The organism is Allobosea sp. Tri-44, assembly GCF_004123845.1.
Taxonomy (GTDB): domain Bacteria; phylum Pseudomonadota; class Alphaproteobacteria; order Rhizobiales; family Beijerinckiaceae; genus Allobosea.
This window is the reverse complement of sequence record NZ_NBDP01000019.1, coordinates 512,706-525,760: the sequence shown is the minus strand read 5'-3', so window position 1 is coordinate 525,760 and position 13,055 is coordinate 512,706. Positions and strand designations below refer to the sequence as shown.

Genomic DNA, 13,055 nt, shown 5'->3' with positions numbered 1-13,055 from the left:
AAGGCGGCCCCAATTCGGTTTGTGCGGATCGCCGGAGGCTCAGGCGTGCAAGACCCGAAGCGGCGCCAGTTTCGGGCGGTCCCCACTCATGCGGGAGAGCTGGCGAATCTCGGCGAGGCTGAGAAGGTAGGATACCACGGATTCACCGCCGCGGTTCTCATTGGGCCGGTCGCGATGCAGGCCGTCGCGGCAGGCGCCGGTGTCGAGATCGACCAGCGGTGTCGACAGATCGTTCTCGCCCATGAACCAGGCGAAAGCGCGCAGCGCTTCCGCCCGCCATTGTGCGTCGCCATCGGCGCGCCAGGCGGCGAGGCAGGCCGAGATGGTCGCCGTGGCTTCCAGAGGCTGCTGGTCGAATGCCTTCGGCGGGCTGAGCCTGTCGCTGAAACTGTCCGAGCCCACCGGCCGGAACAGGCCTGCAGGCGTGCTCTGCACCCCGATCAGCCAGCGCAGGGAGCGCAGGCCGGCCTCGACATAGGCGGGAGCCTGCATCGAAAGCCCGGTGGCGATCAGTGCCTGGGGCAGCCGGGCATTGTCGTAGGAGAGGCCCTCCTCGAACCAGACCCAATCCGGCGTCTCGACCGTCGACAGCAGGTCGAGCAGGCGGTCCGCCAGCAAGGAGCGCAGACGGATGGTGGAGGACGGCGCCGCGACCACGGCGCAGTAGGCGTCCAGGCCAAGCAGCGCGAAACTCCAGGCACGGGGCGAGCCGAAGCTCTCGACGACTGGCAGGGCCTCGGCGAACAGCGCAGTCGCCCAGCGCCGCCGCGACGGGCTGGTGTCGCTGCGCGCGCACTCGCCAAGAGCCCAGAGCGTCCGACCATGGCTGTCTTCCGAGCCGACCTCCTCGAGCCAGCGTCGATCGAAGCTCATGAAATTGCGGAAGCGCTGCGCCTGCGGGTTCCAGGCGTGCTGGACGAAGGAAGCGAACCGCGCGCTCATCGCCTCGGGCAAGCGCTGCTCGCCGGCTCCGCCCAGCGCGCAGGAGAGGAGCAGCGCGCGGGCATTATCGTCGACGCAGTAGCCATGCGTGCGATCGGGCACGGAATGAACCGCATGCTGGAACAGGCCGGTGTCGTCGCACATGCAATGGAGGTGGCCGGTTCGCAGTTCCGGCGGTGCGGATGGCTGAAGGAACGGCCTTGCCTGCGCCGCCCCGGCAACCATGTTCAGCAAACGGCCGCGGCGTGCCGTCTCGAAGGTGGCGAGGTAGCGCTTTGCGGTCTGTTCCCAGGTCATGGAGCGGCTGCTGGCATAAGCGCGTCGCCGCATGGCCTGTCGCCTGGCAGCGTCCGTCAGCAATCCTGCGATCTCATTGCCGGTTGCCACGACGTCGCCGAACGGCACCATGACGCCGCGGCCGTCGGCGAGCAGTTCCTGGGCGTGCCAATAGGGCGTCGAGACGACCGCCTTTCCGAGCCCGAAGCTGTAGGCCAGCGTGCCCGAGGTCATCTGCGCCTCGTTGAGATAAGGCGTGACGTAGACGTCGCACATGGAGATGAAGCCGAGCAGCGTCTCGCGATCGACAAACTGGTCGAGGAAGACGACATGATTCTCGATGCCGAGCTCATGGACACGCTTCTGCAGGCCGGTGCGATAGGCTTCGCCCTGCTCGCGGACGAGATGGGGGTGCGTGGCACCCAGGATGACATAGACGGCATCGGGCCGCCGCCTCAGGATCGAGGGCATCGCATCGATCATCACCTCGATGCCCTTGTTGGGCGACAGCAGACCGAAGGTCAGGACCACCGAGCGGCCGGCGAAGCCGTGTTTGGCCTTGGCATCGTCCGGCTCGACGAAGGCAAAATCGGGAATGCCATGCGCGATCACCTCGATCTTGTCGGCGGGAAGCCGATAGATCGTGCGCAGCAGGTCGCGCCCTTTCTCGGCCATGACGACGACCCGGGAGGAGGCATCGACGATCCGCTCCATGACGCTGCGCTGTGCCGGGCTCGGCTCCGACAAGACGGTATGGAGCGTGGTAACGACCGGCATCGTCAGTCGCGACAACAATCCAGCGACATGCGCGCCCGCCTCGCCGCCGAAGATGCCGAATTCGTGCTGCAGGGAGACGACGTCGAACCGGCCGTCATTCAGGAAGTCGGCAGCGCGCGCATAATCCTGTGCCTGATCGTCCTGGATCTGGAAGCCGACGGAGCCCGGATAGTCGTAACCCTCACCATCGTTCATTGCCACGATAGAGGTTGCCAGATCGGGGTCCGATGCGGCGACCGCCTGCTGCAGGTCCGTGGTGAAGGTCGCGATGCCGCAGCGGCGCGGCAGCGAGTTGCCGATGAAGGCGATCTGGTGAAGCGAGTTCAAGGTCGTGCCTCCATAGGGGGAATTTGCGGATCTGCCGGTGCGGCAAGCATGAGGCGTCGGCGAGATACGGCGCTCATCGATGTGAGGGCATCATTCGCCGCGAGGGGACGAAGAAGGTCGCCGCTGGGCGCTGCGGCGGCGTAGGCTATGAGGCAGGTGAGGCCTGCCGCTCCTGCCTCAACGGATAGGGTCTCGTCCTGGGCGAAGCAGCCCTCGCCGATACCAGCCTGCGTCGGGCCGAGCCGCCCATCGCCGGCGATCACCAGCAACCAGGTCTCAGAACGGGCACGCAGTTTCCACAACGATCCTGGTGCGAGCTCCAGCCGTTCGAGCACGAAGAAGACGCTGGCCACGAGCAGGGTCCTGGCGTTACCGAGCCGCCGCGGTGGCGCCTGCTCCGCAGCCGGGCCGGCATTGGCAGCGGCAATGCCGGCTTCGACGTGGAGTTCACGGCCGCGGCCGTGATCGAACAGGCGGAAGGTTGTGTCGCTGCGCTGCTGAATCTCGGCGAGCACGAGACCGGGGCCGATCGCATGGATCGTCCCGGCAGGGACGAAGATGACATCTCCCGCCGCGGCGGTTCGCCAGGAGACCTGCGTGGCAATGGAGCCATCGGCAATCGCCGCCCGCAATTGCGCGCCCGTCAATGCCGATTTGAGCCCAACACCTACCGTGGCGTCCGGCTCGGCGGAGAGCACGTACCAGGCTTCGGTCTTGCCGCGCGGAAGCCCCATGGTTCGTGCCGCATCGTCGTCCGGATGCACCTGGATCGACAGAGCTTCCCGCGTGAACAGCAGCTTGAGTAGCAAGTCAGGCTCGAGCGCATCGGGATCGTGGCGCTGCAACCAGATTTCTCCGATGGCGGCACCGTGATGATCGGTTCCGCTCCAGGGCAGGAGGTCGCGTGAGCCCCACGGTTTAGGTACGGCCTGCAAGCGAGCCGGTTCGAGAGCCATGGCGAACTCCAAAGTCGCCGGGCTTTGACAGGCTCGACGGGATTGTCGAACGACGCGACGGCGGGGCCGGCAAGGCGTGGACGAAGTCGCCTTTTGCAGACTCTGTGCCCTAGGTGGGCGAGTCAGTTCGAGACGGAGATCTGCGTAATGCGATTGCTCAAGGCGCCTCCTTCGCAAACGGGCCGACCTTGAAGCATCAGAAATTTTCGACGAAGGGGTCTACCCCCGCCGGAGCCGAGAAAGATTTTTAATCGTCGAGAAGGCGTTCCAGACGGCGTAGTCCGACGCTCACGATCAGCGATTTCACCGCGATTCGTTCAAGCTCGGATATAGGATCAACTTAAGCGAATATAAGACATGGAAGCAGATTTATTTTGCAAGGGCACGAAAATAGTGAATCTTAGTCGATTATAATTAGATTATTTTCTACCAAAAAGGACATAATGAGCTGATATAATACAGTTATTGTTTGTTTTACAGAGGTATAGCCGATTATTATTTTTTCTACCCCTGCCGACTGGGAGGTCAGCGACCCATATGAGACCGACCTTCATCAGCGGAGCGTCGGCGCCAAAATTGCGGCCTCTGCCTAAGCTCCCGCGCCCGTTGGTTCGACGCTGACTTACGGCCTCATTAACGTTTGCCTTTTCGCGGTCGCCGTGTGGGGCTTCGGGAAATGCTACGGTGTCCAGCTTTCCGTTACGCAGGGCCGCTCGCTGCGAGCGCCTTGCTACCTTTCATATTCGATATGTGGCTGACACGAACACGAAAGCGACGTCACCTGCGCGCATACTCGGCGGAACTGAGAGACCATACGGCGCAGATGTAGACCCAGCCACCGGCGATGGTCTGATTATGCGACATGATCGGTAACTCAGCTTCGGCACCTCCGAGGCTGATGTTTGAGTGTCCTTGCGCATTTAAGTGCGGCATTGAACGTCTGCTCCCGGGCGGTGCACCAACTTCCGCTCCTGGCGCTGATCTGGCTCTCGGACAGTAGCAGGATGACCTGTCTGACCTCGCCGCCGCAGACGGCGCGATGGCGGGGTACGATGCTGGATACGATGGGTTACTTCGTCTTCGACATTGAATCCGCTGATGCCAAGATACTCTACTGGGATATGACCTAAGGGAGCGGGGGAGGACGCGGCGATGGCGCGGCTCATCCGTGCGACATTCCTGCTGGCCTTGGATCGGCGCATTTTGTGACGAGCTGCCGGCGTCGGTCACGGTACTCCGGCTTGATCTGCTGACATTCGCCGCGGTGCCGGAGATGCACACGAATCGCGATGTCCTCGATACGTTGCCGTACCCCCCTCGAGGGTGCTCGGAGAGCCTGCAATGATGCGTTCAGCTTCTCCCGCGCCAGCAGTCTCGGTCGTCGCCTCCGCCCTGTCGTCCTGTCGCGGAGCCTTTGCGGCGGTCGGCGTGTTTTCCGGCTGCATCAATCTCCTGATGCTGTCGGGCTCATTCTACATGCTGCAGCTCTATGACCGGGTCCTGACCTCGCGCAGCGTGCCGACCCTGATCGGGCTTTCCCTACTCCTGCTCGCCGCCTACGCCCTGCAGGGCGTTCTCGATGCGATCCGGGTCAGGATGCTGTCCCGGATCGGCGCGCGTTTCGACGAGCAGGTCTCGCCATCCGCCTTTGCGGCGGCACAGCGGATGCCACTGCTGGGCTATCGTCCGGAGCAGGCGCTGCGGCCGATCCGCGACCTCGACCAGATCCGTGCCTTCCTGGCCTCGCTGGGCCCCACCGCCCTGTTCGACATGCCGTGGATGCCGCTCTTCTTCGCCGGCTGCTTCCTGCTGCATCCCTGGCTCGGCTGGCTCGCCATTGCGGGGGGCGCCGTCATCCTCGGGCTGACGGCACTGGCGGAGCGTAAGAGCCGCCTGACGGCTGCAGCGCAGCAGGCCAGCGGCGTGGGGCGGGAGATGATCGCCGAATCCAGCCGGCGCAATGCCGAGGCCCTTGCCGCGATGGGCATGGGGCCGGCCTTCGAGCGCCGATGGCGGGAGGCCAGTCGTCGTCATATCGGCGACTGGCTGGCCGGAGCGGACGCGATCGGCGGGATCGGCGCCTTCGCCAAGATCTTCCGCATGGTCCTGCAATCGGCCGTGCTCGGCCTCGGCGCCTATCTCGCCATCCATGGCGAAATCTCCGGCGGAGCGATGATCGCCGCTTCGATCCTGACCGCGCGCGCTCTGGCTCCGATCGAGATCGCGGTCGCACACTGGAAGGGGTTCGTCGCAGCCCGTCAGGGGCTCAAGCATCTTGGGCAAGTGCTGAATTCTCCTGCCTTTGCCGTGCGAGAGCATACGGCGCTGCCGCAGCCGCGGCGCGAACTCTCGGCGGAGGGCCTGCTGGTGGCGGCGCCCGGCCAGCAGGCGCCGATCCTGCAAGGCGTTTCGCTGAAGCTCGAGGCCGGCCAGGGCCTCGGCATCATCGGGCCGAGCGCCTCCGGCAAGTCGACCTTGGTGCGTACTTTAGTCGGTGTCTGGCGACCGCTCAGGGGGACGGTCCGGCTGGACGGTGCCGATCTCGATCAGTGGAACCGGAGCGAGCTCGGGCAGCATATCGGCTATCTGCCGCAGGATATCGAACTCCTCGACGGCTCCGTCGCCGAGAACATCGCCCGCTTCCAGGCCGACGCCTCGGATGAGGCGATCGTCGCTGCGGCGCGCGCCGCTGGAGCGCATGAGCTGATCCTCAAACTCGAAAATGGCTACGACACCCGCATCGGCGAGGCAGGCTCCGCCCTGTCGGGCGGCCAGCGCCAGCGGATCGCCCTGGCGCGGGCGCTGTTCGGCGAGCCATTCCTCATTGTGCTGGATGAACCCAATTCCAACCTCGACCATGACGGCGATGAGGCGTTAACCGTGGCTGTCAAAGGCATTCGCGCCCGCGGCGGGATCGTCATCGTCGTGACGCATCGCCCGACCGCGATCGCAGGCGTCGATCAGATCGCGATGATCGCTGAAGGCCGCATCCAGGCCATCGGCCCGAAGAAGGAAATCCTGCAGCGGGTTCTCAAGCAAGGCGGGCTGCCAAGCGCGCAACGGCAGACGATGGCGTCATGACGAAGCCCAACGGACAGGACCAAGCGGATTTCCGGCAAGCGCTGGGGCGGCTCGCCACGATCGGCGGCGCCAGCATCGCCCTCTTCGCCGGAACGGTCGGCGTCTGGGCCGTTGCAACCACTCTCTCCGGCGCGGTCGTCACGACGGGCCAGTTCGTGGTCGACGGCAATGTCAGGAAGGTGCAGCACCCGACCGGCGGCGTCGTCGGCGAGATCCTGGTTCGCGAGGGTGCGCGTGTCGAGCGGAACGCCGTCCTGATCCGCCTGGACGACACCGTCACCCGCGCCAATCTGCAGGTCATCACCAAGCAGCTCGACGAATTCGCGGCACGTCGCGGCCGCCTCCAGGCCGAGCGGGACCGCCGTGGCGCGATCGTCGTCGCGCCGGATCTGGCCGGCCGGCTGCATGAGCCTGAGATCGCCGAGCTCGTCGCGGCCGAGCAGGCCCTGTTCGAGGCGCGACGCTCATCGCGCGAAGGGCAGAAGGCGCAACTCGTCAAGCGCGTCGGCCAGCTTCAGGATCTGATCGTCGGTCACCGGGCGCAGCAGGAGGCAAGGGATCGCCAGGCTACCCTGATCGAAGAGGAACTTCTGGGCGTCAGGGGGCTGTATGAGAAGAACCTCGTCTCCCTGAGCCGAAAGGCCGTTCTGGAACGAGAAGCTGCAAACCTAGAGGGTCAGAAGGGGCAACTGCTGGCCGCGGTCGCTCAGGCTGAAAGCAGAATCGGCGAAACACAACTCCAGATCATCCAGGTCGAGGATGCGTTGCGCGAGGAGGTGATGAAGGAACTGCGCGAGATACAAGCGCGGAGTGCAGAGCTGGTCGAACGCCGCGTTGCGGCCGAGGATCAACTGAAGCGCGTCGAGATAAGGTCGCCGAGCACCGGTTTCGTGCATCAACTGGCGGTCCATACTGTCGGCGGTGTGATCACGCCAGCCGAACCGCTCATGATGATCGTTCCTGTCGAGGACGGCTTGGAAATCGAAGCCCGCATCCTGCCGTCCGACATCGACCAATTGGTCCTTGGGCGATCCGCGCAGGTGAAGATCCACGCATTCAACCAACGCACAACGCCGGAGCTGAAGGGCAAAGTTTCTCGCATCTCGGCTGATATCAGCCGCGACCAGCAAACCGGCACCGCGTTCTATACGATTCGGGTCAATGTCGAGCCTGAGGAACTCGCTCGTCTCGCACCTCATCGTATCGGCGCTGGCATGCAGGCTGATGTCTTCGTCGAGACCGAGGAACGCAGCCCGCTCGAATACATTCTGAAGCCGCTCAAAGATCAAATGGCCAAATCTTTCAAGGAGCGGTGAGCTTCAGACACTCGGCGTGCAGAGTGTCCGCATTTGGAGAAGCCCTCGCCGCCGATCAGCCCTTCCTTCATGCGCCGCCGTCCACTCGCCCGTGATCGCGCCGCCCCGCCAATCTGCAGGACGACGAAACCAAGAATTCAAGGTCTCGGCAACGCAGCCCTTGCTACCGCATCAGATGAACAGGAAATCGCTTGCCTGCAGCGCGGTGGCGGAGACACCCGTGAGCGTCACGGAGTGTCCGGGCTCGATCGTCACGATCGCGTCGGCGCCTGAAGCCGAGATATGGTCCTGGCGCCAGGACGCGAAATCGCCGACATTCAAAGCGAAAGCCTTGAAATCCAGGAGATCCTCGCCGCGGACGAAGTCGCGAACCGTATCCTGGCCGAAGCCGGGCGCGAAGACGAAAACGTCCCGGCCAGCGCCGCCTGTGAGAAGGTCGTTGCCAGCTTCCCCCCGAATCCAGTCGGCCCCGGCGCCGCCTGAAAGCTCGTTGGCCCGGCCGTCGCCGATCAGAAGATCGTTGTGGGAGCTTCCGGTGACGTTAGTCACCGCAGCATCGATCGCCGTGCCCATGCCGGCTGCGGGCGGCTTGGCCAGAAAGGCCGTGGTCCAGTAGCCGGCCATCTCGCGATAGCCGGTATCGTTCGGGTGTATGCCATCGAACAGATCGGACAGCGCGACGCTCGGCATCTCGACGAGACTGACATTCTGACCGCGCCCCACGGCGTCCGCGACGACGCTTCGGATCGCGGCGTTCACATTGGCAATCTGGGTATCATGGCCCGCCAGCGGCAGCAGCGTCGCGACATAGACATGTGTCGCCGGGCTTGCCTGCGCGACATGGTTCAGCATGCCAGCGATCTCGGCGCTGACGGCGTTTTGCGGATTGCTCTTCTGGAGCACGTCGTTGGTGCCGACCATGAGCAGGATGGCGCTCGGTGTATAGGTGGCGAGGAGGTTGGGAAGGAGCGCCTGGATGTCGTCGCCGGTCTCGCCGGGATAACCGGCATGCTGGGGATCGGGGACCTGGCCGTTGCTGTTGGGCCCAACCAGGTCGACGAGGCGCCCTGCCTCGACCAGATTCTGGTAGAGGAAGCCGCGATAGCCATGCTCGTCCTGTCCGGGAGGGGAGTCGCCATTGGTGATCGAATCGCCGAGCGCCATCACCTTCGTGGCGAGCACCCATTGCGCGGCGCCAAGGTCGACCCTGACCCCGCGTACGGCGCCCGAGAGATCGAGCGCAGAACTTCCTCCCGTTCCGATGTCGAGGATGAAACTCTGCGCAACTGGTGTCGAGCCATCCTCGTTCCCATCCTCCACCGAGACGGAGAAGGATGGCGCCGTGGACGAGCCATCGTGCCGGAAGGCGACCAGGCCATTGGTGAGCTGCTGCGGCGTGAAACTCATGGCGGCGGCCCCGGCGACCAGGAGCGTGCCGCCAGTGACCCCAGAGGCGGTGAAGGCGACACCCGTCGCGCTGTCGTCGGGGTCGGAATAGAAGAGATCGGCTTGGCTCAGCACATAGCTGCCGCCGCTGGCGATGGTGGCTCTCAGGTCGCCGGTCAGCGTCGGCGGGGTGTTCACCTGCCCGGTCGTGACGTTGAAGACGAAGTTCTGCGCGACCGGCGTGGAGCCGTCCTCGTTGCCGTCCTCGACCGCGATCCTGAAGCTGCCGACGGGCTCCGTCCCGTCGTGCCAATAGGTGATCTGGCCGGCCGCGAGCTGCTCGGCCGTGAAGCTCGACACCGCCGTGCCGTTGCGGCGGACAAAGCCGTTGTCGAGGTTGCTGACCGAGAAGGTGACGCCGGCCGGACCATCGTCCGGGTCGGTGTAGAAGAAATCGCTGGTGGTGAACTGGTAGGTGCTGGCATTGGCGATCGTCGCCTGCAGGTCGCCGGTCAGCGTCGGCGGCGTGTTCACCTGCCCGGTCGTGATGTTGAAGACGAAGTTCTGCGCGACCGGCGTGGAGCCGTCCTCGTTGCCGTCCTCGACCGCGATCCTGAAGCTGCCGACGGGCTCCGTCCCGTCGTGCCAATAGGTGATCTGCCCGGCTGCGAGCTGCTCGGCCGTGAAACTCGACACCGCCGTGCCGTTGCGACGGACAAAGCCGTTGTCGATGTTGCTGACCGAGAAGGCGATGCCGGCCGGACCATCGTCCGGATCTGTGTAGAAGAAGTCGCTGGTGGTGAACTGGTAGGTGCTGCCATTGGCGATCGTGGCCTGCAGGTCGCCCGTCAGCGTCGGCGGCGTGTTCACCTGCCCGGTCGTGACGTTGAAGACGAAGTTCTGCGCGACCGGCGTGGAGCCGTCCTCATTGCCGTCCTCGACCGCGATCCTGAAGCTGCCGACCGGCTCCGTCCCGTCGTGCCAATAGGTGATCTGGCCTGCCGCGAGCTGCTCGGCCGTGAAACTCGACACCGCCGTGCCGTTGCGACGGACAAAGCCGTTGTCGATGTTGCTGACCGAGAAGGTGATGCCGGCCGGCCCGTCGTCCGGATCTGTGTAGAAGAAATCGCTGGTGGTGAACTGGTAGGTGCTGGCATTGGCGATCGTCGCCTGCAGGTCGCCGATCAGCGTCGGGGCCACGTTACCCTGGCCAGCCGTGAGTTCGATCGTAGCGACGGCGCTTGCGACGGCCTGGCCGCCATTGGCCGTCCCGTCGCCATCGTTGAGCGTGAACGTCACTTCGCGCGGCGAGGTCGGGCTGCCCGCGCCCGTCGAGAAGCCGACATGCTGGAGAAGTGTCTGGACGGCTGCAGGCGTCGCGCTGGTGTTGAGGCTCACCACGAGATCGTTGCCGTTGGTTCCTCCGGACACCGTCCCGATGCTGGTTCCATTGACCCGCACGGTGGTCCCGCTGATCGTCACGGTCGCGTCGGTGATGATCAGGAGCTGGTCGCCGGCGGAGCCGTTCGCCATGAAGCCGATGCGCAAGGACCCGCCGCCGAAATTCGCCGAGTCGATGTCGGCAACAGTCGCCGCAGCGGAGAACTTCGCGGGCGCGTCGCCGGTCCGATACGACAAAGTCACGCCCGTTCCAGCCGCCACGCCGTTGAGATCCAGCAGCGGCGCATCGTTGACGCGGGTGATCGAGATGCTCGCATCCCGTACGAGACTAGCGTCGGTGCCGTCGCTCACCGACACACGGACCGTTCTGGTCGCCGTGGAGGGCTGATCGCTTCCGTTCTCGTACAGGATGCCGCGCAGGATGGCCTGATAGGTCGCCGCCGACGCGCTGCCGTCGATGCTGAGCGCGCCGGTGGAAGCCGAATAGGTGACGGAGAGCCCGGCGGCCGCAGCGGCGCTCGCTGCAGCGGCATCCAGGCTGAGCCGCTCGAGGGCGTTGCCGTCCGGCAGGGCAAGGAGCGTTGCCGTGAGCGAGACGAGGCTGCTCGTATCCGGGTCTGTCAGGGTCGCATTCGGTGAGACGGCGACGGAACGGTTCTCGATGAAGGAAGCCGACGAGCTGGTGCCCGAGGCGGCGCCGTTCAGGTCGAGTACCGGTCGATCATTCACCGGCACGACCGTGATCGCGTCGGTCCGAACCGTGCCGGCGAGATTGAAGCTGATTGTCTGGTTCGGCGTCGGCGTGTCGCTCGCATCGGTATAGGTGAGATTGCGCAGCACGGTCTGAACCCGGCTGGCCGTCGCATTGCTGTTGAACGCGATCACGAAGTCGGCGCCATTCGTGCCGCCGCTGACGGAGCCGACCGTGACGCCGCCGACGCGAACGCTCGTGCCCGCAAGACTGACCCCGCTCGCAAACCCGATCTGCGCCTCGGCCAGGAGGCCCGACAGGCGCAGTGACTGCCCATTGAAATTGCCGCTTGCGCTGAGCGCGGCGCTCGGTGCGAGGAGAATGGCGGACGCCCCCTCCTGAAAGGTTCTGCTCTCGTTGAGTCCCGTGCCGGAACCGTTCAGATCGAAGCTAGTGAGAGTAGCCATGTCGCCTCCGCAAAGACTAAAGGCAATCCTGCCGAGCGGGTCGATCTTCCTTGCTCAATCGCACGGATCTACGGGCCAGCGGATTGGCATTGGGAGTAGTCGCGGGCGCAGCTGAGGTAGGTCAAACGGCGGGCCAGTTCGCCCTTGGGCCGATTTCGCTGAGGCTGCCCGTTCTGATTTCAGATGGGCTGGCGGGGGATGAAGGGCGTGGATCCGAATGCACGGATTCGGCGCACGCTTTCAGCCCGGAAGAGGAGCTTCACTTTTTGCGGGACGGCGCCGATGCGGTCGACAATGTGCTGGGCGCTATTGCATCCAGCATGCTCGCGGCGACGACCTTCTCGCTGTCCGCTTTCAGGTGGCCGCTCAATGCCCCCAACTGGCTCATCCCGGCAGCAGAAACGGCGAGCGTTGGCGCGTTTCGTCGTTGGTGCATGTGTGGACTGAGCTGCGTCGCGCTGATCAAGGGGCCGCATCGCAAACGTCATTTTCGCGGGATATGGTCCAGATGGCCGTCCGGGCAAGTGGCGCTGCCGCCGCATAGCAGTCGGGCGGCAGCGATAGACTTGCAGCGCTCTTGCCGAAGAGACTTGGAGCGCAGCGTCAGCGGATGGCGGCGAACTGCCGGACCTGCTTCTCGATCGCGCCCTCGGTCGGCAGTCGCTCCATCGAGCTCGCGCCATAGAAACCATCGCACCCGCCGGCGCGCTCCAGCACATAGGCTGCATCGTCGGGAGTGGCGATCGGCCCGCCATGGCAGAGCACGATCACGTCCTTCCGGACCGACCGGGCGGCATCCGACCATGCGCCGATCCTGTCGATGCAAGTGTCGAGCGTCAGCGCGGTTTCGGCGCCGATCGAGCCGCCCGTCGTCAGCCCGAGATGACAGACGACAATGTCGGCTCCGGCCTTCACCATCGCGGCGGCGTCCTCTGCCGAGAAGACATAGGGTGTGGTCAGCATGTCCTTGGCATGGGCGCGGGCGATGATGTCGACCTCGAGATCGAAACCCATGCCTGTCTCTTCGAGATTGGCACGGAAGGTGCCGTCGATCAGCCCGACGGTCGGGAAGTTCTGGATGCCGGCGAAGCCGAGCGCCTTGAGTTCGTCGAGGAACAGGTCGGGCAGCATGAACGGGTCGGTGCCATTGACGCCTGCGAGAACCGGGGTGCGGCGGACGACAGGCAGCACCTCGCGGGCCATTTCCTTGACGATCTCGTTGGCGTTGCCATAGGCGAGCAGGCCGGCGAGCGAGCCGCGCCCCGCCATGCGGTAGCGGCCGGAATTATAGATCACGATCAGGTCGATGCCGCCGGCCTCCTCGCATTTGGCGGAGAGGCCGGTGCCGGCGCCGCCGCCGATGATCGGCAGTCCGGCGGCGATCTTGTCGTTGAGCTTGCGCAGGATGTCCGAGCGGGTCGGGCGGTTCATGGCG

7 protein-coding genes are annotated in these 13,055 nt (G+C 64.8%); 2 read left to right on the top strand and 5 right to left on the bottom strand.

The annotated features are described in order from the left end of the window. Window positions 1-39: 39 nt before the first annotated feature. The gene (locus B6S44_RS14725) at window positions 40-2,322 is read right to left on the bottom strand and encodes a glycosyltransferase family 4 protein (RefSeq protein WP_129157620.1); all 2,283 of its coding nucleotides are present in this window, start codon (window positions 2,320-2,322) and stop codon (window positions 40-42) included. Beyond that, on the bottom strand, window positions 2,319-3,278 hold the full coding sequence (locus tag B6S44_RS14720) for a class I mannose-6-phosphate isomerase (protein WP_129157619.1): 960 nt from the start codon (window positions 3,276-3,278) through the stop codon (window positions 2,319-2,321). Before B6S44_RS14720 ends, B6S44_RS14725 begins: the two co-directional genes overlap by 4 nt. Before the next feature lie 1,341 nt (window positions 3,279-4,619). Between B6S44_RS14720 and B6S44_RS14715 the strand changes: the two genes are divergently transcribed. Both B6S44_RS14715 and B6S44_RS14710 read left to right on the top strand, forming a co-directional pair. Beyond that, window positions 4,620-6,359, top strand: a complete 1,740-nt coding sequence (locus B6S44_RS14715; protein ID WP_248309596.1) for a type I secretion system permease/ATPase — start codon at window positions 4,620-4,622, stop codon at window positions 6,357-6,359. After that, the gene (locus tag B6S44_RS14710) at window positions 6,356-7,675 is read left to right on the top strand and encodes an HlyD family type I secretion periplasmic adaptor subunit (RefSeq protein ID WP_129157618.1); all 1,320 of its coding nucleotides are present in this window, start codon (window positions 6,356-6,358) and stop codon (window positions 7,673-7,675) included. Before B6S44_RS14715 ends, B6S44_RS14710 begins: the two co-directional genes overlap by 4 nt. Window positions 7,676-7,846: 171 nt before the next feature. Here B6S44_RS14710 and B6S44_RS14705 read toward each other — a convergent pair whose 3' ends face one another. The 3 genes from B6S44_RS14705 to B6S44_RS14695 all read right to left on the bottom strand — a co-directional run bounded on the left by B6S44_RS14705 (window position 7,847) and on the right by B6S44_RS14695 (window position 13,051). After that, on the bottom strand, window positions 7,847-11,620 hold the full coding sequence (locus tag B6S44_RS14705) for a cadherin-like domain-containing protein (protein WP_129157617.1): 3,774 nt from the start codon (window positions 11,618-11,620) through the stop codon (window positions 7,847-7,849). A gap of 259 nt (window positions 11,621-11,879) precedes the next feature. Beyond that, window positions 11,880-12,086, bottom strand: a complete 207-nt coding sequence (locus tag B6S44_RS14700; RefSeq protein ID WP_129157616.1) for a hypothetical protein — start codon at window positions 12,084-12,086, stop codon at window positions 11,880-11,882. 137 nt (window positions 12,087-12,223) lie between these two features. After that, window positions 12,224-13,051 carry a phosphoenolpyruvate hydrolase family protein gene (locus tag B6S44_RS14695; RefSeq protein WP_129157615.1) on the bottom strand — a complete coding sequence of 276 codons (828 nt, stop codon included), beginning with the start codon at window positions 13,049-13,051 and terminating at the stop codon, window positions 12,224-12,226. Window positions 13,052-13,055 lie beyond the last annotated feature (4 nt).